This window comes from Lacticaseibacillus suibinensis (assembly GCF_003946175.1).
Classification (GTDB): domain Bacteria; phylum Bacillota; class Bacilli; order Lactobacillales; family Lactobacillaceae; genus Lacticaseibacillus; species Lacticaseibacillus suibinensis.
Map to the genome: position 1 here is coordinate 30,092 of NZ_RHOK01000001.1, position 23,782 is coordinate 53,873.

The 23,782-nt window shown below is 55.0% G+C and carries 24 protein-coding genes; 4 read left to right on the plus strand and 20 right to left on the minus strand.

The window, feature by feature from the left end; translation table 11 throughout:
- Window positions 1–613: 613 nt before the first annotated feature.
- Window positions 614–1,324, minus strand: coding sequence for a class I SAM-dependent methyltransferase (locus EKM90_RS00120; RefSeq protein WP_125578981.1), 711 nt, complete (start codon window positions 1,322–1,324; stop codon window positions 614–616).
- A gap of 139 nt (window positions 1,325–1,463) precedes the next feature.
- Here EKM90_RS00120 and EKM90_RS00125 point away from each other — a divergent pair, with 139 nt between their 5' ends.
- Entirely contained in the window at window positions 1,464–1,763 is a 300-nt protein-coding gene (locus EKM90_RS00125; RefSeq protein WP_125578982.1) for a type II toxin-antitoxin system HicB family antitoxin, read from the plus strand.
- Between the two features lie 119 nt (window positions 1,764–1,882).
- Here the strand turns inward: EKM90_RS00125 and EKM90_RS00130 are convergent, their stop codons facing one another.
- From EKM90_RS00130 to EKM90_RS00140, 3 genes are all read right to left on the minus strand, one after another.
- Complete coding sequence (locus EKM90_RS00130) at window positions 1,883–2,395, minus strand: YcxB family protein (RefSeq protein WP_125578983.1); 513 nt, start codon at window positions 2,393–2,395, stop codon at window positions 1,883–1,885.
- Between the two features lie 211 nt (window positions 2,396–2,606).
- Window positions 2,607–3,092, minus strand: coding sequence for a glutathione peroxidase (locus tag EKM90_RS00135; protein ID WP_125578984.1), 486 nt, complete (start codon window positions 3,090–3,092; stop codon window positions 2,607–2,609).
- A 69-nt stretch (window positions 3,093–3,161) separates the two neighbouring features.
- Window positions 3,162–3,602, minus strand: a complete 441-nt coding sequence (locus EKM90_RS00140) for an NUDIX domain-containing protein (protein ID WP_125578985.1) — start codon at window positions 3,600–3,602, stop codon at window positions 3,162–3,164.
- A gap of 155 nt (window positions 3,603–3,757) precedes the next feature.
- On the opposite strand from EKM90_RS00140, the gene EKM90_RS00145 reads away from it, so the two are divergent.
- Both EKM90_RS00145 and EKM90_RS00150 read left to right on the plus strand, forming a co-directional pair.
- On the plus strand, window positions 3,758–4,222 hold the full coding sequence (locus tag EKM90_RS00145; RefSeq protein WP_125578986.1) for a PH domain-containing protein: 465 nt from the start codon (window positions 3,758–3,760) through the stop codon (window positions 4,220–4,222).
- Window positions 4,212–5,687, plus strand: a complete 1,476-nt coding sequence (locus EKM90_RS00150; RefSeq protein WP_125578987.1) for a PH domain-containing protein — start codon at window positions 4,212–4,214, stop codon at window positions 5,685–5,687. The genes EKM90_RS00145 and EKM90_RS00150 overlap by 11 nt, the downstream gene beginning before the upstream one ends.
- Window positions 5,688–5,740: 53 nt before the next feature.
- Here the strand turns inward: EKM90_RS00150 and EKM90_RS00155 are convergent, their stop codons facing one another.
- The 6 genes from EKM90_RS00155 to EKM90_RS00180 all read right to left on the minus strand — a co-directional run bounded on the left by EKM90_RS00155 (window position 5,741) and on the right by EKM90_RS00180 (window position 10,348).
- Window positions 5,741–6,838, minus strand: a complete 1,098-nt coding sequence (locus EKM90_RS00155) for a S66 family peptidase (RefSeq protein WP_225422641.1) — start codon at window positions 6,836–6,838, stop codon at window positions 5,741–5,743.
- A gap of 112 nt (window positions 6,839–6,950) precedes the next feature.
- A complete protein-coding gene (locus EKM90_RS00160; protein WP_125578988.1) occupies window positions 6,951–7,133 on the minus strand; it encodes a hypothetical protein in 183 nt (60 codons plus the stop codon).
- 15 nt (window positions 7,134–7,148) lie between these two features.
- Window positions 7,149–8,006, minus strand: a complete 858-nt coding sequence (locus EKM90_RS00165; RefSeq protein WP_125578989.1) for a hypothetical protein — start codon at window positions 8,004–8,006, stop codon at window positions 7,149–7,151.
- Window positions 8,007–8,013: 7 nt separating this feature from the next.
- Window positions 8,014–8,832 (minus strand): HAD family hydrolase, encoded by an 819-nt coding sequence (locus EKM90_RS00170; protein ID WP_125578990.1) that lies wholly within the window; start codon window positions 8,830–8,832, stop codon window positions 8,014–8,016.
- Window positions 8,832–9,398, minus strand: coding sequence for an NUDIX hydrolase (locus tag EKM90_RS00175; RefSeq protein ID WP_125578991.1), 567 nt, complete (start codon window positions 9,396–9,398; stop codon window positions 8,832–8,834). The genes EKM90_RS00170 and EKM90_RS00175 overlap by 1 nt, the downstream gene beginning before the upstream one ends.
- Before the next feature lie 77 nt (window positions 9,399–9,475).
- A complete protein-coding gene (locus EKM90_RS00180) occupies window positions 9,476–10,348 on the minus strand; it encodes a DegV family protein (RefSeq protein ID WP_125578992.1) in 873 nt (290 codons plus the stop codon).
- A gap of 266 nt (window positions 10,349–10,614) precedes the next feature.
- On the opposite strand from EKM90_RS00180, the gene EKM90_RS00185 reads away from it, so the two are divergent.
- A complete protein-coding gene (locus EKM90_RS00185) occupies window positions 10,615–12,309 on the plus strand; it encodes an Rqc2 family fibronectin-binding protein (RefSeq protein WP_125578993.1) in 1,695 nt (564 codons plus the stop codon).
- A 61-nt stretch (window positions 12,310–12,370) separates the two neighbouring features.
- Here EKM90_RS00185 and EKM90_RS00190 read toward each other — a convergent pair whose 3' ends face one another.
- The 10 genes from EKM90_RS00190 to EKM90_RS00235 all read right to left on the minus strand — a co-directional run bounded on the left by EKM90_RS00190 (window position 12,371) and on the right by EKM90_RS00235 (window position 23,782).
- Window positions 12,371–13,378, minus strand: coding sequence for an aldose epimerase family protein (locus EKM90_RS00190; RefSeq protein WP_125578994.1), 1,008 nt, complete (start codon window positions 13,376–13,378; stop codon window positions 12,371–12,373).
- Between the two features lie 186 nt (window positions 13,379–13,564).
- On the minus strand, window positions 13,565–14,206 hold the full coding sequence (locus EKM90_RS00195) for a DUF1648 domain-containing protein (RefSeq protein ID WP_125578995.1): 642 nt from the start codon (window positions 14,204–14,206) through the stop codon (window positions 13,565–13,567).
- Window positions 14,193–14,477 carry an autorepressor SdpR family transcription factor gene (locus EKM90_RS00200; protein ID WP_125578996.1) on the minus strand — a complete coding sequence of 95 codons (285 nt, stop codon included), beginning with the start codon at window positions 14,475–14,477 and terminating at the stop codon, window positions 14,193–14,195. Before EKM90_RS00200 ends, EKM90_RS00195 begins: the two co-directional genes overlap by 14 nt.
- A gap of 147 nt (window positions 14,478–14,624) precedes the next feature.
- Window positions 14,625–15,257: an orotate phosphoribosyltransferase gene (pyrE, locus tag EKM90_RS00205; protein ID WP_125578997.1), complete on the minus strand. Its 633-nt coding sequence runs from the start codon at window positions 15,255–15,257 to the stop codon at window positions 14,625–14,627.
- Complete coding sequence (pyrF, locus tag EKM90_RS00210) at window positions 15,254–15,970, minus strand: orotidine-5'-phosphate decarboxylase (protein WP_125578998.1); 717 nt, start codon at window positions 15,968–15,970, stop codon at window positions 15,254–15,256. Before pyrF ends, pyrE begins: the two co-directional genes overlap by 4 nt.
- A gap of 63 nt (window positions 15,971–16,033) precedes the next feature.
- Window positions 16,034–19,213 carry a carbamoyl-phosphate synthase large subunit gene (gene carB, locus EKM90_RS00215; protein WP_125578999.1) on the minus strand — a complete coding sequence of 1,060 codons (3,180 nt, stop codon included), beginning with the start codon at window positions 19,211–19,213 and terminating at the stop codon, window positions 16,034–16,036.
- A complete protein-coding gene (locus tag EKM90_RS00220; protein WP_125579000.1) occupies window positions 19,206–20,294 on the minus strand; it encodes a carbamoyl phosphate synthase small subunit in 1,089 nt (362 codons plus the stop codon). Before EKM90_RS00220 ends, carB begins: the two co-directional genes overlap by 8 nt.
- Entirely contained in the window at window positions 20,291–21,562 is a 1,272-nt protein-coding gene (locus tag EKM90_RS00225; protein ID WP_191987457.1) for a dihydroorotase, read from the minus strand. The genes EKM90_RS00220 and EKM90_RS00225 overlap by 4 nt, the downstream gene beginning before the upstream one ends.
- A gap of 20 nt (window positions 21,563–21,582) precedes the next feature.
- Window positions 21,583–22,506: an aspartate carbamoyltransferase catalytic subunit gene (locus EKM90_RS00230; protein WP_125579002.1), complete on the minus strand. Its 924-nt coding sequence runs from the start codon at window positions 22,504–22,506 to the stop codon at window positions 21,583–21,585.
- Window positions 22,475–23,782, minus strand: coding sequence for a uracil-xanthine permease family protein (locus tag EKM90_RS00235; protein WP_125579003.1), 1,308 nt, complete (start codon window positions 23,780–23,782; stop codon window positions 22,475–22,477). The genes EKM90_RS00230 and EKM90_RS00235 overlap by 32 nt, the downstream gene beginning before the upstream one ends.

Here is a 23,782-nt window from a genome sequence, read left to right on the forward strand (position 1 = left end):
CAAGGCTCGAGCCATGCATCTTTGGTTGCGGTCGTCAGCCGGTTGCCAAAATCGTCATGATGAGGTGTTTCTCTGAGTGAGCCTTGCTTTAGCATCTTATGACGTGCGCTGAGACGCGATTCTGAGTCGTTTTGGCGGAAGTTGGCTAGAAGTTGATCGACAGTGCAATGTATTCGTAATGACGTCAGTAGCTGCTTTGACATGACGCCACGCATCCGCGTTAGAATGGTTGACTGGTCGTAGCACCAATGGTCAGAGGATCAACTGAGGTCTCGTTGATCCAAATCAATGGCTTGGATTCGACAGATACATAAAGCTGAACCATTTGTCGTGCAAAAATGCTGACCAGTAGCAGGCTTTGGAAACAATCGTTTAATCAACCGTTGGGAACTGGCAGTTAACATCGCCGTTGGTTTAAGCTTCTAGCTCTACTTCGTATAATATATATTATGTAAACTAGAATATTTGGCGAAGTCTGGCTAGCTTTCGTCGGTTCTCCCCCAGTAAAAATGACCATCCAGCGTCGTGTGCTGCATGGTCAAGCTGTGTTGATTAATTTCGATGTTGGCTTTTAATTTTAGCGAGCAATCATTTCAGCAAGTTCATTTCGGTTTCAGTCAGCCGTGATCACATGCTGGAAAAATGCCACAGCTTGCGCTTGCGGATCGACGGCCAGCTTTTGCTCCAGTGTGAACATCGCATCGTGCCAGGCTGTGGTGCCCTTAATGTCATTATTGGCAGATAACCCAAACACCGTGCGTAAGCCATAAGTCCGGCTGATGTGTTGCTGCGGCGCTAACCAATTTGTCAGCTCGTTCAAACTGTAAAGATTCATCGCTCCGAACGATTGTGACCGCATTGCTGCGCCTTCGTATTCGGTTAAAGCCCGAGCTGGATCATCATTGAGTACTGCTGAGGCAAAAACGTGGCCCAGTGCATTGTGCTTCACGATTGAGAAGAAGCCGCCGGCCGTCAGATGCTGTTGTAAGTCGGCAATTAACGCGGCTGGGTTTGGCACGTATTCTAAAACATTGTGTAGCAAAATCACGTCAAACTGTTGAGTTTCAAGCCGCGAGCGCTCATTGCGCCCTAGCTGAGTGAAACCCGTCTCAGCCTGCTGCAGCATCTCTTGGTCGGGTTCGTAAGCAACCAGCTCGTAGTTTTGCGCCAAGTGATGTGCGGTTTTGCCGAAGCCACTGCCGTAGTCAAGAATCCGGGCATTTTCGGGTAACGTTGATTCTAGTTGGGCCCAGAGCAGCTCATAAAATAGTTTGCCCCAGGGCGTGGTGTAAACATAGTCGTGATACTGATTGATTGCGGTCATTTGCGACCTCCGTTAGGAATGAATTTAACGCTAGCTATACCAGTGCCTTTAGTTTGCATAGTTGGCGGTGACCATGTGTCATGCTAAGCTTTGGTTATCATCAACAACACTGCAAGAGTCATTAAGGAGAATTAAACCGATGCATCAAACCATATTAGTTTATCCGGTCATTATTGCTGAGTTCAACGATGATGGCCATTATTTCACTGTTACAAGCCCAAACATCCAAGGCATGGTGACACAAGGCGAGACCCTTGAAGAGGCCAAGAGTGAGTCGGTGGACGCGATTGCAACGCTCTTAGATGGAGAAACCTACCCAGAACCGGAAGATCCCTCAGGCTGGAAACTGGCCGCCAATGAACGTCTTGTTTATATTACCGTCGACATGGCACAGTGGTATCACGAGAAAGAAAAGGCACGTCATGCGCGTCATGAATGAGGTACCCCACCCTCGCTTTGTGCCCTGCTGAGTATACGTGCCCTAGGGGGAAGAATGAAGAGCACCGCCCCCGGCAACAGACGAAATCACCAATGCTACCATTGGCTATTTCTGGTCTATTACCGCATCAAAACTGCCACCGGCGCATTCGCCTGAATGATTTGCCGTAATTCTGTTACTTGGGTTTCGGTCAGACTGCTCTTGGGAATCAACTGCCCCATCTTTTTGGCCACCATCAAAATGAAGACCTCAGGGGTTTCAGCGACGTACTGGTAGGCGCTCCAATCAGCGTGCCCAGTGTTGGTGGCCATGGTCGTGGTGATGCCGGTCTCGTCGATAATCATGGTGCGGGGCGCATAGAGCGGCGCATTTTTCTTAGCCTTGAAAGCCTGCGCCGTGCGAAAACGGACTAAGCCGAAGAAAAAGGCCGCAAAAAAGACGCTTAAAGCCATAAATTCGGCGCCTTGCGGCCAATCCCCCAGCAAACCAATGACCAGCCCCAACCCGAACAGGACCACCAAGAGTATTTTCAGTACCCGCAGCGACCAGCGGCTGAACGGGTCGTATTGTTGAAACCAACGTTGATAAGCGCGAAATTCCGCTTGGGTGATGGTGATATTAGAAAGGGTCATGGTGTGATCTCCTTAGTTTCGGTGATAATCCGATTTAGGCGAATTGCCGCGGCCTTGGCAACAGCCTGCCTGACTTGCTCGGCCGGTGGGTAAAACTGGCGGTATGGGCCAATCACGCCGGGTTCGAGTTACCCTAAGTTTAGACTAAGGCGCCAATCTGTACAATTTAAATTCAACCCAAAGAAAAGAGGCCTGTCAGCCTCTTCTCAGTTTAATATTCAGCTTGGGCGAGCAACTTTTCGATGTCAGGCACCATCTTTTCTGGCGCCGTTTTCGGTGCGTAACGGGCCACGACCTTGCCATCGCCGTTAACCAGAAACTTGGTGAAGTTCCATTTGATGGCATTACCCAATGTCCCTGGCGCCTCGGCTTTGAGGTACTCGAATAAGGGATCAGCCTCTTCACCATTGACCTTGATCATTTGATGCATCGGGAACGTGACGCCCCAAGTCGTGCGACAAGCTTGAGCCGCAGCGGTGCCGTTCTCAAGTTCCTGGTGAAATTGATCGGACGGAAAGCCTAAAACCATTAAGCCCTGACCTTGATATTTCTTGTATAAGCTTTCGAGCTGTTCAAATTGCGGCGCAAAGCCACATTTGGTCGCGGTATTGACGATGATTAGCGGCTGGCCTTGGTATTGGCTCAAGGGATAGCTGGTGCCATCTTCACGCGTGACGGTGTAATCATAAACTGACATGTTGACCATCCTTTCTGACGTGCTCCTCCAGCTCCAGTATGGCACATTTAACAATAAGTTGTAAGCAACTTAATTGAAATAGAGCTCTTTCACCTGACCACTGCGGTACGCGTCATAGACCGCTTGCACCACAGGATTGAGCACCATCGAGCCGATTTCAGCGATTGGCACCCAACGCGTTTGCCCTTCGTCTTTCGTGCCAGCGCGATGATGCGTTTGGTTTGGTGCCGGTAAGGTGCCAGCGAAGACGAAAATCAACTCTTTGCGGCCGTCCTCGCGTTTAAAGTTGACCACACTGGCCAAACGCCAGGTCGCCACGGTCAGCCCGCACTCTTCTGCCAGTTCGCGCGTGGCCGCTGCAGTCAAGGCCTCATCGGGTTCGACATGCCCGCCAGGAAAGGTCATTGACGGTGCGAACTCGGAGTCGATTTTCTGCATCACCAGCAGCTGTCCTTGACTTTCAACCAAGCAAAAACACGTTAATTCTGTGGGATAAAAGCGGTCGGTCATCTCATCATCTCCTAGATATTAAGCCTTATTATCATCTAACGAGGTTGGTGATACAAGCAGGTTCAATTTGGTCAAAATTCTCGCGACTCTGCTCCCCCGCTACAGCAATTCTCATGCTACAATAAGCTCAAATATGCGTTTTTGGAGGGGTTTTCTTGGCGGAGCAATTACCGGCAACAATCAAGCAGGTTTGGGTGATCGGGGCACTGTTGAATGCACTGGGCTGGCTCGCGCTGGCCGCGGCGCTATGGGTCGCGCATGGTTGGTGGGCTTGGCCGCTGTGGCTGGTGGCGATTGCCCTGGCGCTGGCGGTGTTGCATCCCCTCGTTCACCTGGTGCTGATTCCCTATCGCTATGCCTTTTGGCGGTATCAGATCACCACTGACGCCGTTTACCTGAAAAAAGGCGCCATCTTCCGCAAAGAAGAGGCACTGCCGATTACGCGTATCCAAAATGTCACGCTGGAAGCTGGTCCGGTGTTAGCGCATTACCATTTGCAGGCGGTCAGCATCGAAACGGCCTCGACCAAACACGAAATCGATGGCGTGACGCCAGCGGTTGCGGCTCAGTTGCGCGATCAAATCATGCAGCTGGCGATGGAGGCCCGCGATGAAGCCTAAGCATTTGGCCCCCATGGCCCTCCTGATGATGACGGGCCACGCCTTACGCAATTGGTTTCGCTGGCTGGTTTTGGTCCTGATTGTGGCCACGACGCGCAACTGGTGGAACCGCTGGGTGGCTTTGACCATCCTTGGCTTGCTGGGGTACGAGCTGATTCGCGCGGGCTTGCGTTACTGGCGGTTTACCTACCTGCTAGCTCCCACCGGTATCACCGTCACCAGTGGTATTTTTCAACGCAAAGTGCGGCACATCCCGTACTCCCGGGTGCAAACCCTCCAGCGCCAGCAGTGGTTTTTCTTGCGGCCCTTCCAATTAGAAAGCTTGACCATCGAAACCGCTGGCCAGGAAACCGATAAAGGTGAGGCTAGTTTGCTTGCTGTCCCGCCAAGTGTGGGCGATCAAATCGAGCAGCTCCGGCAACTTGAAGCCGGCGCGTTGCCTGTCACGTCGGCAACCGACGCCCCTAGCGTGCCTGCTAGCGCCTCAGCCCAGAGTCAGGCCGATGCGCATTATCAAATTGATTCCCACGACCTGAACCTATATGCGCTGAGTTCTTTCGGGGTGATGCCCATCATCTTGGGCCTGCTGTATTTGACAGAGAAAATCCCTGATAACGTGCAACATGAGGCCATGGCTTACCTGGCGCATTTGGCCGTGCTGGTCGTCCTTTCGTTGGTGGCCTTTGGCATCGGCATCAGTTTGCTGCTCAGTTATCTCGGCATTTTGGCGCGGTATTATCAATTTGAATTGACTCGCCATGGTCAGACCCTGACCACCAAACGCGGGTATTTCAAGCGCGTCACGACCAGTGTCAAAAGTGCGCATGTGCAAGCAATTCGCATTAAGCAAACCGTTTTGCGGCAATGGCTCCATCTGGCCACGGTGCAGGCGCTGGTCGCCAGCAACGCAGCCGAGCAGGAAGATGACACTGATTTGGTCCTACTGCCGGTATTGCCTGAGGCAGACGCCTTGAAGGTCATGCGGCCCTTTGTCGACTGGTTGCCGAATTCAGTGCCAGCGCTTGACCCCGTGCCGGCCGCTAACCGCTGGCTATATATTCGCAATGGCGTCCTGCTGTATCTCGGGGTCGATGTCATTGCGCTGGTGGCCTCCTGGCAGTTTGCGCCACAGTACTTGATGGCGGTTAGTCTGGTCGCCGCAATCCTGCCGGTGGTCGGATTTTTCCAAGGCCGCTATGCCAGTCGCGCTGCGGGACTGCTGATTCTGTCGCCGCAGCTGGTGGTGTTGCAAACCGGTCGCCTGTTTTCTCGCCAGCGCTTCTTCGTCCCCCGCAAGGCGATACAGTCGGTGACGTTAAGTCAAAGCCTCTGGATGCGACCACAACACCGCATGCATCTCGCCGTCAATGTCCGCCAAGGGGATGGCAATGAGGAAATCGAAGTCCGCTATCTGCAGGAAGCCACCGCCCTGGCGCTGCGCAAGTGGTATTTACGCGAAGCCTAACCGATACGCAAACCGCGATGACTCAGCTGAGCCACCGCGGTTTTTGATGTGATTTAGGCGAAAAATGGTTCGTCAATCATGAGCGTTTTGGCGTCAAAGTCCACTGTCGCCTGTGCGCCGTATGGCAAGCTGGTGCGGGGATAAGCGTGGCCAAAATTGAGGTTGAACAAGATGGGTGTGTGCGTGTCAGCCGTCGCCGCCAGCAGCGAAGCTTTGTATTCCTGGTAGTAGCGCTCGTTTTGCGGCTTACCGGCAATGATGGCAGCCACTTCATTCAACAAGCCATGCTGCTTGAGGTGTTCGAGCATGGCCTCGTAGCTGGCTGGATCAGGCCGTTCCTCACTGGTTTCGATAAACAAAATCTTGCCCCGCCACTGCTCCGCCGGCGGCAACAGCTGATACTGTTCTGCAGTGGCTTGCTCGCCAGGCAGATGATCGGTGAGCAAGTCGTCCAGGCTTTCTATGCACCCACCCAGCAGGCTGCCAGTGACCATGCCGCTGCCGCGCAAGCACTCATAGCCATGGTCTTCTTGGTGACTGACGCGCGGGGTATCGAGTGCGGCTGGGGAGAAGTCGGTGCGTTCCTCATACCACACCGGACTGCTAGCAATCGCAGTCGTAGGCGTGGTTTCAAAATAATGCGCAAAGGTCGCCTTCGTGTATGGCAGCATGCTGTAGTCGAGTTCCGCTAGGTCATTAAGGTAGTTGGGCCCGTAGAAGCTCTGCAGGCCCAGCTGATACAGCATCAAATGATTGATGGTGGTGTCCGAAAAGCCGGTGAACAATTTCGGTTGGGCGGCCACTGCAGCCACAAACTCTGGGTCCTCAAATAAGTACGGTGCCAAGCGGAAGGTATCCTCCCCGCCAATCGCACAAATAATGCCTTTGATGGTCGGATCCATGAACGCTGCCTTGAGATCGGCGGCGCGCAGTTCGGGGTGTGCTGCTAATTGTTCAATCCCTAGCAGACTATTGGGCATAAACCGCGGCACCAAGCCAAAATTGCGGAGGCGTTGAACGCCGCGGGTGCGCTGATGCGAAGTAAAAGCCTCCCCCAGCGTTCCCGCCGACAAACTGACAATGGCGACCTGATCGCCCCGGCCGAGCGCGGCAGGCTTCATTTTACCGGCGGCATTGAATTGAACAGACATGGCAGTCACTCCTTTTGATTGGGGTTAAGTATACCCGTTTCCCTTAGGCGGCTCAAACCCAAGCAAAAACCGCCAGCTTCCATGAAAGGCTGACGGTGCAACTGGCCTAAGTTTAAGCGGCCGGACGCTTAAACTTCAGAATCCAGCCCACAATAATCGGCATCAGCCACACGGCCGCAATGGCAAACAGTGACCAGCCGATGAACAGCTTGGTGGTGATCATCAACATTAAGATGACCGCGGTCCAGCTCAGGGTTTCTAGAATGCCACTGACAATGCCCATACCTTTGCTCATGGCTCACCCTCCAGATTAAAACAACAGTGCAAACGCGCCTAATTCTTTGGCCTCAGGTTGATCCGGGAAGGTCATGTACACTTGCAGGCCGCCCTCATCCGTATCGGAAAAGGCGCCGGCCAGCGTCTCGTACCGACTAGCCAAGGCTGGTAACGTGTAGGCCAGCAGTCCATCAAGCAGGCCGTGATCAGCCCCCCAAGCGCCGCCAAATTCGAGGTGACCATGCCGCAAGTAAGTCAGGCAATAGGCCCCGATCGTCTCTCCTTGCGCCAACGCCAGCGGCGCGGTCGGCTCAAGATTGGTCAAAATCCTTGGCGCCCAGTCTTTTTCGGCGAACGGTTTGACCTGATCCACGGCATGGCGGCTTTGATAAGCGAGATAAGTGGTTTGAATGAGGGCCTCGGTTAGCGCCTCAGAGTTGAGAATATCACTTTGGGTGAGCAACTTGGTGCCTGGTGCCAGCGTCACTGGCGCAGTTTGGGCCTCTTGGAGCCGCAGCTGCGGTTGGAAGGTCGTGCGAATGCGGCGCAATCCGCGCGACACCATCGCTGAACGCAGCGGCGACATGGTATCCGGCGTCACCGCCATCAACCCCCGCTGGCCGTTTTGCTTGGCGCGGGCCACCACGTTCGTAATCAAAACATCGGCGAGTTCACTTTGGCTCACGGTGTCCGCGACTGGGGTGGTTAAAGTGGCAAACCGCAGCAAAAACGGATGCATCGGATTACGCCAGGTGGTCAGCGCAGCCACCACCTGCCCGCCGCATTCAACCTGCTCTGCGCCAGCCAGGTGGGCTTTGAACGCCGCAATGTCGTCCTGCGGGCTCAACCACGGGCCACTGGCATTGACAAAAGGTTTTACTTCAAAGGTCATACCGAGCCTACTTTCTAGCGTCCTGATGCGCCGCAATCACCTGGTCGAGCACTTGCACTACACCAAAGTCATCATTGCTGGCAGTGCGGTAGCGGGCGTATTGCGCCATCCCCTCAGCGTGATTGGCCACCAAGTAACCGTATTTAACCGTCGCCAACATTTCGGCATCATTGAAGGTGTCGCCGAAGGCCATCATGTCATCAGTCGAAATGTGCAGATACTGGCTCACGGCGCGCATTCCCGTCCCTTTGTCGACGCCTTTGGGCATGATATCGATCCACACTGGGCCGGACACCGCGGCGGAAAAATCAGCGCCGAACCGCGGGGCAATCAGCTCATCGTACACCTTCTGGCTATCCCCATTGGGCAGGTAAATCGTCACCTTGTTGGCCTCGCCTTCCCAGCTCGCCAAATCATCGCGGAAGCTCAGCTGGTGATAGAACTCGCGAAAGACGCTATCGTATTGTTGGTCGGCGGTGGCCGCAATGGCACCGTCTAGCCCGCAAATCAGCGGTGAGCCATCGGTCTCTTCGCTGATGGTTTTCACCATGGCTTGGTAGGCGGCTTGTGGCAACAGCGTTTTGCTGATGATTTGCCCGTGATGCGAAATGGCAGCGCCGTTATCGGCAATCAGAGTCAAGCGCTCATGGCGCGGAAACAGGTCGCGCAAGGTGTACAGTGGCCGGCCGCTGGCAATGCCGAACTGAATCCCCAGCGCTTCGAGCTGATCGAGCCGCTCGTCGAGGTGTGGTGGTAGCGTTCCAGCTTCTGTCAGTAGCGTGTGATCCATATCAGTGGCAATAAACTTAACGTCTTTTAAACTCATTAATTCGTTTTCCCTTCAATAAAAGCTAAATAATAACTGACTGCCGCAACACTTTGCGCCGAGCCAATGGCTCCTGACTGGACCGCTTTAATCACGTCGGCCAGTGGCACGAGCTGGCTGGTGACGAATTCATCCTGGTCAAAATGCTGGGCCGTGCGCTTGGTTTCGTCAATCTGCACCAGCATCAGGTGCACCGTCTCATCGGTCATGCCTTCACTTGAGCGAATGGCACACATCTCGCTGATCTCGCCAGCTTCATAGCCAGTTTCCTCGGCTAATTCGCGGCGAGCGGCGACGACGGGGTTCTCCCCTGGGTCCATCAACCCTGCTGGCAGCGCAAAGGCCTCAGCATTAATGCCAACGCGATATTCGCGGTTGACCAGCACTTTTTGATCTGGCGTCAGCGCCAGCATTGCCACAGCTGGCGCATGCTTGATCAGGTCGCGCTCGACGCGCAGGCCGTCGGGGGTGTCGATGGTTTGCTGAATCACTTCAAAAATATGACCGCTGTAGGCGGTGTGCGCGGCTAAAATCCGGCCGGGCTTGGTGGATGCTTTGATGAACATGTCATTGCCTCGATTCTGAACGTGATGGTCTGGTTCAATCATACCAAAAAACCAGCCGCATGCGGCTGGTTTATGGTTTACTTCTGCGTTTGGGCGTAATCTTGCATCCAGGCAATGGCAATGGCTTTCTCGCCTAAGTGCGTGCCAATCACTGGGCCAAAGTATGAGGTCTCAAATGGGACATCAGGGAATTTAGCCTCAAGGTCAGCGCGCCAGGCCGCAGCGGCTTCCGGGTCGTTGGCGTGAATCACCCAGGCCTTTACCGGATAATCGACCTGCGCCAGCGCCTCGCCGAACAAGGTTTCTACCCGGCTATAAGCCTTCTTCAGGGAGCGAATCTTTTCAAAAGCAACAATCTTGTCGCTTTCCTCATCGAAGGTCAACAGCGGCTTGATTTTCAACATGCCGCCAATGAAGCCAGCGGCATTGCTTAACCGGCCGCCGCGCACTAGGTTCTGCAGGTCATTGACGATGAAGTACTCGCCGAGCGTTGCCCGCAGCTGATCGAGCGTCTTGATGATGCTGTCGGCGTCGGCCCCGGCGGCTGCCATTCTCGCGGCAGTTAACACCAATTCTCCCATCAAAATCACGGTGATTTGAGAGTCATAGACAATGACATGGGCGGGCTTGAAGTCCGCCACGGCGCCGCGCAGCGTTTCTACGAAGCCAGAAATGGTGGCCGCCAGGTGGATACTGATGATGGTATCGTAGCCTTCGTTGGCCAGGTTCTCGTACAATTTGAGGACCTCGCCCAGGGGCGGCTGCGAGGTGCTGGGGAAAGTCTTGGCGGTGCGGAGTTTGGCATAGTATTCAGCCGAAGTGATGTCTTTGCCTTCGTCGTAAACATTGCCATCGAGGATGACAGGAATCGGAATGATTTTGATGTGGTTATCTGCGATTTGGTCAGCGGATAGATAGGCGGTGCTATCGGTCACGATGGCGATCTTCATTACTTCACCTGCTTTGTTAAAATTAGCTCTCATTAGCATACCATGAAAACCCCGCTTTTTGAACCCGCCGGCCTGAAATATGCTTAAGGGGGTTACGAAAATCAACCGCGCCGCCGCGCTAGTCAAGCGGTCCGGTGCCCTTGCGCCGAGCGGTTGCAAACATCCGGCTAGCCTAGCGTCAAACCGCTGCCAATTTTGCACGGCCGGCGCAAAACAGCTACAATAATAAGCAGTGTTTTGGCTCAAGTGAGCAGAAAGAGGTCATTATGTCTTTTGATGGAATTTTTACCCACACCATGACGGCTGAGTTGCAGTTTCTAGTCGGCGGCCGGGTGAATAAAATTACGCAACCCTATGCCAATGAGGTGATTTTAGGCATCCGCGCGAACCGCAAGAATTGGCCTCTTTTGCTCTCAGCCAATCCGCAGTACGCGCGGGTGCAAATCACCCGGATCCCGTTTGAAAATCCGAAGGTGCCGACCAATTTCACCATGACGCTGCGCAAGTATCTGGCCAGCGCGACCTTGCAGTCGTTCACCCAAGTGGCGAATGACCGGGTGCTGCACTTGGACTTCTCCACCCGCGATGAACTCGGGGATGATCTGAGCTTACGGCTGGTCGTGGAAATCATGGCGCGCCATTCCAATATCACCCTGGTCAACCTGCGCACCAACAAAATAATTGACCTGATTCGTCATGTCGGCCCCGATCAGGACCGCTTCCGCCTGCTGATGCCTGGCGCCACTTACATCGCCCCGCCGCAGCAGGATAAGGTCGATCCCTTCACCGATTCCAGCCGCGGCTACCGCGAACTGATGAAAACCAGCGACGTCCCGCTACCGCAGCTGCTGCAGCGCCACTACCAGGGCTTGGCGCAAGACACCGCCAAAGAACTGGCGGCGCGTCTGACCCAAGGGGATGCTGATGCAGACTGGGACGCCTTCTTCACTGACCTGAAGGCGCCAACGCCGACCATCACCACCAACACGAAGGTCGCCTTTTCACCGGTGCCGTATCAAACCAATCCTGGTGAGACTCAGCAGTTTGCCACGCTCAGCGAAATGCTCGATGCGTTTTATGCCCAAAAAGCCGAGCACGATCGGGTCAAATCGCAAGGTGAAAACCTGATTCGCCCCTTGCGCACGCTCATCGAACGCGATGCCAAGAAGCAGCGCAAACTCGCCCAAACCTTGCAAGACACCGAAAAGGCGGATGATTATCGCATTCGCGGTGAAATCTTGACCACGTACTTGGCGCAAGTTGAGCGTGGTCAAAGCAGCGTCACCCTACCGAACTTCTATGATGACATGAAGCCGCTGAAAATCAGTCTCTCCAATCAGCTTTCCCCTTCTAAAAACGCCCAGAAGTACTTCTCGCGTTACCAAAAACTACGCAATGCGGTGGCTTATGTGAACGAGCAAATGGCCCAAAATCAAGCCGAGCTCGACTACCTCAATGGCGTGATGGCTCAAATCGAAATCGCCAGCCCCAAAGACTTGGCCGATATTCGCGAGGAATTGCAAGAAGGTGGCTACCTCAAGGTGCAAAAGCGCGGCAAAAAAGCGCCGAAGCATAAACTGGCTCAACCGGAACAGTTCTGGGCTTCTGATGGCACCCGCATCTGGGTCGGCAAGAATAATCTGCAAAACGATCAGCTGACCTTGCACAAAGCCGCGAAAACTGACATTTGGCTCCATGCCAAAGACGTGCCCGGCTCGCATGTCATTATTGACGCAGCCAAGCCGAGCGATAAAACACTGATGGAAGCCGCGATGCTGGCGGCTTACTTCTCTAAGAGCCGCGCCAGTGCCAATGTGCAAGTGGACTGGATCGAAGTCAAAAAAATTCGCAAACCTAATGGCGCTAAGCCGGGTTTTGTGGTGTATGAAGGTCAGCGGACAGTGGCCGTGACCCCAGATGAAGCCGTGGTCGCAAAGCTGCGCCAGGCGCCTACCCTTTAACTTGTCACTAACCAAAAATGACTCACCGACTGGAAATGCACAGCGGTGAGTCATTTTTGCGTTACAACGGCGTGCGAAACGCCCAAGTGGTGGTCAGATGATAAGGCTGGCCTGGCATCAAGGTCAGCGCCGACCAGTCCTGGCCGGAAGGCGGCGCCACCTGCGCCTCCAGCGTCACGCCGTTGTGCTGGTGCAAATTGTGGGCGATGCCCGTACCGTCAAAGTGATTAGCCGTGTACACGGCGACAGCTGGGGCCGTGGTGGTCATGGTCACCTGCCGCCCGCTTGCCCCGGTCAAAGTCGCGGCGACGTCATTATTGAGTAGGAAGGGATGATCCAAGCCCGCCCCATTTTGCACTTGCGCCATCACGGCGCCCAGTTTCTGCGGCTGCCGAAAATCAAACACCGTGCCGGCCACGGGCTGCCAGCCGCTCATCGGCAAGTGATTGGCCGCCAGCGGTCCATAGTAGTCACTGGCCAGCTCCAAGGTCGTTTCATCCACTGTTGAGTCCGCCCCATCCAGGGCAAAGTAGACATGGTTGGTGGCATTGAACAGTGTCATCGCATCGGTGGTCGCCGTGAGGTCATAATGCAACTGATTGTCGTCATCCAGCGTGTACACCACTGTCACTTTGACGTTGCCCGGGTACAAGTTGTGGCCGGCAAAGTCGACCTCGGTGAAAGTGACTTGATCCTGGCTGGCTTCCTGGCGATAACTGAGATTCCACACCTGTTGGTCGAGCCCGTCATCCCCGCCGTGAATCGCATTGTCACCTTCGTTGGCCGGTAAGGACACTAATTCGCTGCCTCGATGCCACAAATGCCCTGGTACCCGGCCAATGACCCGGCCAACGGTGCCGCCGAGGAAGTTGCGCCCCTGATGATAGGCGGCTGGCGAATCGAGACTTAAAATCACATTCGTGTGGTGCTCACCTTCTGGCAGCAGCACCTGCTCCAACGTGGCGCCATAGTTCAGCAGCTTCACCACCATGCCGTTGTGGTTGGTTAAGGTCAGTTCATACAGTGGCTCCCCTTTGAAGTCGCCATATTTTTCCAAAGTGACAGACATATCATGGCCTCCTTGTGTGGTCTATTCCTCGTTAGCTTAGCGCATTCAGGGTTTTGATACAACAAGAAAGTAACCGATTACATCGCGTCACTCTAGGCAATCCCCCGCTGAGTGCATCCGTCGTTCCGCGCAAAAAAGCGCCGGCTGCAGAAGCGGCAAACCAGCGCTTGTGGCTTAGCTTTGGCGTTAGCGCGTCCATTTAATCGACACCAGACTCAGCACTAGCATAACGACCACAATGACCATGACGATCACCATCGACACCACTGGGGCAAAGAACAAACTGAGTAGCACTGCAATGCCCCCAATTACCATGGTGTAACCGAGGACCCGTAAAGCGCGTTTCGCCCCGGCATAGTTATTAATTTTCCATGGCGCATGGTAGCCATAGCCAAACCAACGGCCGCCTGCTACCGGCGCAGTCGGTAGGTAATTGCCCATGCCGATGAAAATCGCTGCCACGAGTAGTAGCGCCCAGAAACGGGCATCGACCTGCTGACCCAGATTGCTACGCACCGTCATCACATAGGCCACCACGGTCACCAGCGGCAGTAGCCAAGCGGTGAGCCGTTCGAGTTTTGGTGCCGCTTGGCTGTGGCGGGCGCTGTACCAAGTCATGCCCAGCACCACCCACTGCATGACTAGCATTAGCAGCGGCAAGCCAAACACCATCATGGGTTTAGGCATCCAGCCGTTAGCCTGATTATTGAGCCCCCAGTGCGTCGCCATGGTGGCGGGCAGCGCATCATAGCGAGCCAAGCCATAGCCAATCGGGGCCACAATTACCAAGCTGGTCAGCACCAGCAGCCATGTTCTATTTTTGTTCATCGTGATCCCCTCCTAATTTCAGACTGTAGATCCAGCTCAGCACCTCTTCGAAGACACTAGCGGTTAAGTCATAGTAGATAAAATTCTTATCCTTGCGTTCGGTAATCAAGCCGGCTTGTTTCAGCAGTTTCAGATGGTACGAAACGGTCGCCGGCTTCAGCTCAAAATGACTGGCAATTTCACCAGCCGCATAGGACTGACTGCGGAGTAACTCCAAAATCTGCCGGCGCACTGGATCAGAAATCGCCTTGAGCGTGTCACTCATTGCCATGCTGCGCGCCTCCTTTGTAAACTATTTCGAAATTTCTCTAATTAGATGATACGTGCTGAGCGTCGTGAAAACAATTCTATTTAGAAAATAATCGAAATAGAGTAAAAAAACAACCCGCCAGGCCTCAGCCTAGCGGGTGACTGGATTTTAAGCCTGCCAATGCGTTGGATCTGCCCGGAACGCTTGTAGCAGGGTCAACTCCTGATCGTTAATTTGGCCCAAATGTTTGGCAGTTTCAATCAAGGCCGAATAGTTCGTCAAGGTTGCAAACGGAATTTTCGCGGCGGCGAAGTTGGCGGTGCTGGCCGCCAGTTGATAGCTGAAAATTGCCGCCACCCCAATGACATCAGCGCCTTCACGCTTGGCAGCGGTAGCGGCTTTCAAAACCGAGCCGCCAGTGCTCAGCAGATCATCAATCAGGACCATTTTTGCCCCAGCCGGCAACCGACCTTCGATTTGCCGCCCCTGCCCGTGATCCTTGGGTTTGCTCCGAACATAGACCATGGGCAAGTTTAGGCGGTCAGCCACTAGCGCCGCATGCGGAATGCCAGCGGTGGCCACCCCACCAATCACTGCCACATCAGGAAACTGGGTTTTGATCAGAGCGGCTAAGCCATCAGCAATGCGCGTACGCACTGCCGGGTAGCTGATGGTCAGGCGGTTGTCTGTGTAGATGGGACTGTGAATGCCGCTGGCCCAAGTGAACGGTTCATGGGGGCGCAAGGTGACCGCCCCGATGGTTAACAGGTCTTGGGCAATGATGGTTTCGATTTCAGTCATTGATGATCGCTCCATTCTGCTTTGATTTGCTGGTACGCCGCGACGGGATCACTCGCTTGGGTAATCGGCCGCCCCACGACAATTCCGGAGCTACCGAGCTCCCGAGCCTGCTTTGGCGTCACCACGCGCTTTTGATCCCCCAGTGCGGTGTGCGCCGGACGAATGCCAGGCGTGATGATGAGAAAATCCGGGGCCGTCACCGCTCTAATCAAAGGCACTTCCTGCGCACTGGCGACTACCCCATCAACCCCGGCCGCCTGCGCCACCGCCGCCAGGTGTTGCACGGCTTGCGGCAGTGGCGTGATAATCGCCAGCTCATTGCGGAGCATCGTGGGCGTGCTCGACGTTAAGTGGGTGATGGCCAAGAGCTTGGGGGCTGGGACGGAAGCCGCCGCGGCGCCGGCTAACAGGCCGCGTTTTGCTGCCTGCAGCATGGCACTGCCCCCGGCCGCGTGCACTGTTGTCAGTTGAATGCCTAACCGGCCGAGCTGGTAAGCCGCTTTTTCCACGGTGTGGGGAATGTCGTGCAGTTTCAGGTCTAAAAAGATGTTCACTTCCCGCTGCGCCTGGAGCTTCTTGATGACAGCCGGCCCTTCGCGGTAGAACAGCTCCATGCCGACCTTCACAAACAACGGGATAGCAGGGTCGAACTCGGCCAGGAAGGCCTGGGTGGTGGCCAGATCTTCGAAATCTAAAGCAATGATGGGCTCCATGGTACCTCCTTGAAAACAATGGAATGAATAGCGATGTGCCTAGCCCGCCAACCTTCGCTGCCTTTACAGTGCTTGCGTGGTGAAGGCTCTTGATTCGAGCACTCTGACAATCGCGCTGGCGGTGTCGAGGCTGGTCATGAGCGGGACGCCGTGCATGATGGCGGCTTGGCGGATGCGGTAGCCGTCGCTGGTGGTGGCTTTGTCTTGGCTGGTCGTGTTGATGACCACTTGTAATTTGTGATCGGCGATGGCGTCTAAAATGGCGTCTTCCCCGCTTTCGCCCAGTTTGGTGATGACCGAGGCGCGGACACCAGCTTCCTTCAGCGCTTGCGCCGTGCCGGCGGTGGCAACGATTTGATAGCCGACTTCGCGGAAGCGCTTGGCTAAGGCCACTGCTTCTGGCTTGTCGGCGTCAGCGACGGTGAACAATGCAGTGCCAAAGGCTGGCAGATGCGTGTGGCTGGCTTCAAAGGCTTTGTACAAGGCCTTTTCGACGGTGGTGTCAGAACCCATGACTTCGCCAGTGGATTTCATTTCGGGTCCTAGCATGCTATCGACATCATTGAGTTTGCTGAAGCTGAAGACTGGTGCTTTGACATGCACGCCTGGTCGGTTCGGCAAGACGCCGGTGGTGAAGCCCAGGTCCTTGAGGCGCAGGCCCAAAATGGCTTGGGTGGCGACTTGCGCCATCGCCACGCCGGTGACCTTGCTCAAAAACGGGACGGTGCGGCTGGCCCGCGGGTTGACTTCGATGACATAAACCGTGCCTTCATGCACAATGAATTGGATATTCATGATGCCAATGCAATGTAAGGCATGGGCGAGTTTAATCGTCGCCGCCTCGATTTGCTGGCAAATGTCCTCACTGAAGTCTTGCGGCGGATAAACCGCCATTGAGTCGCCGCTATGCACGCCGGCGCGCTCAATATGTTCCATGATGCCCGGGATGACGACGGTTTCGCCATCGGTAATGGCATCGACTTCACATTCTGTTCCCACCAGGTATTGGTCGATCAGCACCGGATGGTCATTAGAAACCGACACCGCCCGGTCGATGTAATCGGCCAACTCGGCGGAAGAATGCACGATTTCCATCGCCCGGCCGCCTAACACGTAGCTAGGCCGCACCAATACGGGATAACCAATTTTCTCGCCGATGGCAATCGCTTCGTCCTTGGCAGTGGCGGTGTCGCCAACAGGTTGCGGGATGCCAAGCTTGGTGATGATTTCATCGAAGCGGTCCCGGTCTTCGGCGGCGTCGAGATCTTCTAGGCTGGTGCCAAGGATTTTCACGCCGTGCGCCGCCAGTGGGGCCGCTAGGTTAATGGCGGTTTGGCCGCCGAACTGCACGATGACGCCTTTGGGTTGCTCTAGGTCGATGACATTCAGAACGTCTTCAATGGTGAGTGGTTCAAAGTACAGCTTGTCGGAAATCGAAAAGTCGGTGGAGACGGTTTCTGGGTTGGAGTTCATGATGATGGCTTCGTAACCCGCTTTTTGAATGGCCTTAACACTGTGCACGGTGGCGTAGTCGAATTCCACCCCTTGCCCAATCCGAATGGGGCCGGAACCTAAGACCAGCACGCTTTCGCGGTCATCGCGGTGGCTTTCATTCTCCTGCTCGTAAGTGCTGTAAAAGTACGGCGTGCTGGAGGCAAATTCTCCGGCGCAGGTGTCGACCATTTTGTACACGGGGATGAGTCCCAAGGCGCGGCGGTGGTCGCGAATGGTGTCCATCGTGGTATGCCACAGACTGGCGATTTCTTCATCAGCGAACCCGTTGCGTTTAGCGACAGCGAGCAGGTCATCATCATTCGGCTGCGCCTTGAGCTGATCTTCGAGTTCAACAATGTGTTTCAGCTTATCGAGGAAGAATAAATTGATGCTGGAGAGTTCGTGCAGTTCTTGAATGGTGAACTGGCGGCGAATGGCCTCCGCCAGGTAAAACAGGCGCATGTCGTTCGGGGTGACGATTTTGGCCGTTAAGGCTTCGTCGCTCATCTTAGCAGCTTCCGGCAGGCACAGGTGCACTGCCCCCACTTCGAGACCGCGCACGGCTTTAAGCAGCGATTCTTCAATCGTGCGCCCGATGGCCATCACTTCACCGGTCGCCTTCATTTGGGTGCCGAGGGTGCGGTCGCCATTTTCAAATTTATCAAATGGGAACCGCGGAATTTTCGCGACGACGTAATCCAGCATCGGTTCGAATTCGGCAAAGGTCGCGTCGGTAATTGGGTTTTTGATTTCATCCAGGGTCAAGCCCACCGCGATTTTAGCTGCCATTTTGGCAATCGGATAACCGGTGGCTTTGGAAGCCAAGGCGGAGGAACGTGACACCCGCGGATTAACTTCAATCACATAGTAGTTGAACGAATTCGGATCTAACGCCAGCTGCACGTTGCAGCCACCTTCGATTTTCAAGGCGCGGATGATTTTCAGTGAAGCATCCCGCAGCATCTGCACTTCCTTGTCGGTTAAGGTTTGCACCGGGGCAAACACCACCGAGTCGCCGGTGTGCACGCCTACCGGGTCGAAGTTTTCCATGTTGCAGACGACGATGGCATTATCAGCGGCGTCGCGCATCACTTCAAACTCGATTTCCTTGTAGCCGGCAATCGAGCGTTCCACCAAGACCTGAGTCACTGGACTGAGGGCCAAGCCGTTTTCGGTGATGTCGCGCAATTCGGTTTCATTTTTGGCAATGCCGCCGCCAGTGCCACCCATGGTGAAGGCAGGTCGAATGATGACCGGATAGCCAATGGTTTCAGTGAAGGCTTTGGCTTCTTCAAAGGTGTGGGCAATCGCGGATTCCGGAATCGGCTGGTTCAGTTTTTGCATCAGGTTCTTGAACAATTCGCGGTCTTCCGCCTGGTCAATGGCCGAAAGTTTGGTGCCGAGCAGCTCGATGTTGAGCTCGTCTAAGATGCCTGAGTTCGCCAGCTCCATCGCTAGGTTCAAGCCAATTTGACCGCCGATGGTCGGCAAAATCGCATCAGGCAGTTCCTTGCGCAGGATTTGGCTGACAAATTCTGACGTCAGCGGCTCGATGTAGACCTTATCGGCGATTTCTTTGTCGGTCATGATGGTGGCTGGGTTGGAGTTCACCAGCACCACTTCATAGCCTTCTTCCCGCAGCGCCAGGCAGGCCTGCGTGCCGGAATAGTCGAATTCGGCGGCTTGACCGATGATGATTGGGCCGCTGCCGATGACTAGAATTTTGTGAATATCGTCGCGTTTAGGCATGAGCTACTCCTTTACTGGCCGAAAAGGCATCCATCATTTCCATAAACTCATCAAACAAGTGGTCGGCGTCATGGGGACCCGGCGCCGCATCTGGATGAAACTGCACCGAAAAGGCTGGGTACAGCCGGTGGCGCAAGCCTTCGACAGTGTGATCGTTGATTTCTTCGTGGGTGACCAGCAGTTGATCCGGGTCGATGCTTGCGGGATCGACGGCATAGCCATGGTTCTGGCTGGTGAAGTCGATGCGGCCAGTCGCAATTTCCCGCACCGGATGGTTGAAACCGCGGTGGCCGTACTTCATTTTGAAGGTGTCGGCGCCATTGGCTAAAGCAAACAGCTGATGGCCAAGGCAAATGCCAAACATTGGGATGTGTCCTTCCACCCCTCTGATCATATCGAGGGCAAAAGGCACGTCTTTCGGATCACCAGGGCCGTTCGTCAGCATGACCCCATCTGGGTTAAGGGTCAAGATTTCGGCTGCCGTAGTGGTTGGCGGCATGATGGTGATGTTGCACTGGCGCTTGGCGAGCTCGCGCAGGATGCTATGCTTGAGGCCAAAGTCCACCACCACAATGTTCTTGCCGGTGCCAGGCGCCGGATAAGCCTGGGTGGTCGCAACTTGCTGGACCTGGTTTTTCGGTAGCACCAACGCGCGCAGCTGATCAAAGGCGTGATCATCAGCAGCGTCGACGATGCTGGCTTTCATCGTGCCGGCTTCCCGCAGGCGCTTGGTTAAGGCGCGGGTGTCAATGCCAGAGATGCCAGGGATGTGTTTGCGCTTCAAAAATTCATCCAAGGTCATTTGGGCGCGCCAGTTGCCGACCACCCGGGCCGTTTCCCGCACCACCACCCCTTTGGTCGTGGGGTTGATGCTTTCGTAGTCGTCCCGGTTGATGCCGGCGTTACCAATCAAAGGATACGTAAAGGCAATGATTTGACCGTTGTAGCTTTGGTCGGTGATGGTTTCCTGGTAGCCGCTCATGCCAGTGTTAAAGACGATTTCGCCAGTGGTGACGGTTTCGGCGCCAAAGCCTTCCCCCTCAAACACACTGCCGTCTTCCAAAATCAGATAGCGTTTCAAAGCTTCTCCTCCTCATAGGCAATCTCGCCGCCAGCAATCGTCGTGATCACCTTGCCAAATACCTGGCGCCCGATGAACGGACTGTTCTTGCCTTTAGAGTACCAAGTGTTGGCGTCAATGGTGAAGGGCGTGTCTAGATCCACTAGTGTCAAATCCGCCGGCTGGCCGATGCCGATGGTGCCGGCATTGAGCCCAAATGCGTTGGCGGGGTTGGTGCTCATCCAGTTCAGCAGCTGATTCAAGGTGAACTTGCCGCTGCGCACGAAGCTCGTGTACAGCAGGCTGAAGGCGGTTTCGCTGCCCACAATCCCAAAGGCCGCAGACTTGAAGTCGCCGGCCTTGTCTTCAGCTGTGTGCGGGGCGTGGTCAGTGGCAATCATATCCAATGTGCCATCCGCAAGACCATCAATCAGCGCCAGCCGATCCATTTCGGCTCGGAGCGGCGGGTTCATTTTGTAATTCGGGTCGTTGGCTGGGATGTGTTCGTAGTCCAGCAGCAAATGGTGCGGCGTGACTTCGGCCGTCACATGCACCCCGCGCGCTTTGGCATCGCGGATCAACTCAACGCTTTGCTTGGTAGAGACATGGCAAGCGTGGTAATGCACCCCGGTGGCTTCCGCCAAGGTCAAATCGCGAGCCAACTGGGCAGATTCGCTGACGTGATTGATGCCAGGCAGGTTAAAGGCCTGGGCCTTCGAGCCGGTGCTGATCACCCCGCCGGCCATCAAGCCGGTGTCTTCGATGTGGGCCACAATCGGCGCGTTGACCGCGGCGGCGCCTTGCATGGCATGATACATCGTGGCGGCGTCTTGAATGCCCACCCCATCATTGGAAAAGCCCAGCGCGCCGGCTGTTTTCATGGCGGCATAATCGGTCAGCTCATTGGAATGCAGGCCGCTGGTAATGGCGGCAAACTGCTCAACATGGATCTTGGCGTCGCTGTGATTTTTGGCCACTAGGCGCTTTAAAGCCGCCACGTTATCTGGCACGGGGTTGAGATTCGGCATTGCCACTACGGTAGTAAAGCCGCCGTGCGCCGCTGCGGCTGAGCCGGTTTTGATGGTTTCTTTTTGCTCAAAGCCCGGTTCGCGGAAGTGCACATGCACATCGACTAACCCAGGAATGACCGCTTTACCTGCCGCATCGATAATGGTGGCCTCCGCTGGCGCGAATAAATGGCGGCCGAGGGCAGTGACTTGCCCGTCTTCAATCAGGATGTCGCCGGTGAAGGCTTGCGGCCCTTTGACTGCGGCGTTTCTAATCAGAATATTCATGGTTGCCTCCTCAGCTAATGGGGTTGGCACACGGCCTCAAGCATGGCCATGCGCATAAACACGCCGTTGTGCATTTGCTTAAAAATCCGCGAGCGGCTGGCTTCGACCAAATCACTTTGGATCTCTACCCCGCGGTTGACCGGGGCGGGATGCATGATGATGGCGGTGGGTTTCATGCTATCGTAAATGGCTTGGGTGACGCCAAAGCGTTCATGGTAAGTTTCAGCCGAGAATTCGCTGCGTTCGGCGGCGCTGAGACGTTCGAGCTGCACCCGCAGCAGCATGAGCACATCGACCTGCTTGGCCAGTTCAGCTAATGGCACATATGGCCCAAATTCGGCAAAATCGGCGTTGTACCAAGCGCGCGGCCCAGAGAAGCTGACCTTGGCGCCGAGCTGCGTCAGCATCGCCATATCGCTGCGGGCGACGCGCGAATGCGCCAAATCGCCAACGATGCCGACTTTTAGGCCTTCGAAGTGACCGAATTCTTCCTTGATGGTCATCAGATCCAGCATCATTTGCGAAGGATGCTGACCGGCCCCGTCGCCGGCGTTCACAATGTGCAGCGGGATGTGGTCCGCCATGAGCGGTTCATAGTAATCATCTGCTGGATGGCGAATCACGGCGACTTGCACCCCGATGGCAGCCAGCGTGCGCAAGGTGTCGCCTAAGGTTTCGCCTTTGGTGGTGGAGCTTTGACTGGGGTTGAACGGTAGCACCGTCATGCCCAGTTTACGCTCGGCCATTTCAAAGCTGGTATGCGTGCGGGTGCTATTTTCAAAGAATAAGTTGGCCGCGTAGTAAGGCAAGTCAAGTTGCGGCTTGGCGCCGGCCTTGAAGGCTTCAGCGCGGGCAATCAAACTTTCAGCAAAGTCTGGATCGACTTGCGTTGCTGAGACAAAATGCTCAATGTTTTTCAATTGCCGGTTCCTCCTCATTTGCTGCGCGTTGTGGCAGCACAAAGTTCAGGAAAATGCCAATCACGGTGGCTAAGGCGATGCCGCTGAACATGAAGCTGCCCAGCTGTAAGGTGGTGCCGCCAATCCCAATGACCAAAATGGTCGAACCAATCATCAAGTTGCGCTTTAAGCCGAAATCAATTTTGTTATCGATCAGCACCTTCAGCCCGTTGGAGGCAATGACCCCGAAGAGCAAGAAGGAAATCCCGCCGATGACCGGACTGGGAATGGTGCGAATGAGCGCTGACAGCTTGCCGATAAAGGCGAAGAGCACCGCAAACCCGGCCGCCCCGCCGATCACCCACACGCTGTGGACTTTGGTCATGGCCATGACGCCGATGTTTTCGCCGTAGGAAGTGACTGGCGGGCCACCGACGAAGCCGGCAATAATGGAAGCCGTCCCGTCCCCAGCCAAGGTGTGGTTCAGGCCAGGATCTTTGAAGAAGTTGCGGTGCGTCATTTCATCCAGCACCATGATGTGGCCCATGTGCTCCGTCATGGTGACAAAGGCGATCGGCGCCATGCTTAAAATGGCGTCTAAGTATAAGTGCGGCTGGTAGGTCAAAAATGGGATTTGGAAGGCTGGCAGTGAGAACCATTTGGCCTGCATCACCGGCGTAAAGTCGACAATCCCCATCAACAACGCCAGAATGTAGCCGGTAATCAGGCCCAGCAAAATGGGCAACAAGCTGATGAATTTCTTTAAGTACATGTTGTAAATGATGGTCGCGGCCAAGGTGGCAATTGCGACGATAAAGTAGCGGATATCATACACACTCTTGGTGGCAGAAATCGTGCGCATCGTGGCGTCGGTTGCCGCAGTGCCGGCTAGGCTCAGCCCAATGACCATGACGATCGGCCCCACCACGATGGGCGGTAAGGCTTTGTCGATCCAAGCGGAGCCGGCAAAGTTCACAATCAAAGCCACCACCAGGTAGACGCAGCCCACCGCGATGGTCCCTTGGGCAATGGCCGGGTAACCGGCGCCTTTCATCAAGGCCTGCATCACCACGATGAAGGAGAAACTCGAGCCCATGTAAGCGGGAATTTTACCGCGGGTGATGAGAATGTACAAAAGCGTCCCGACCCCGCTGGAGAATAAGGCAATGCTGGGATCCAAGCCAACCAGAATGGGTACCAGGACCGTGGAGCCAAACATGGCGAACAAGTGCTGAATGGATAAGCCCAGCCATTGGCCGAACTTGGGTTTATCGTGGATATCTAAAATCGCGTCATCATCATGATATGCTTTCAT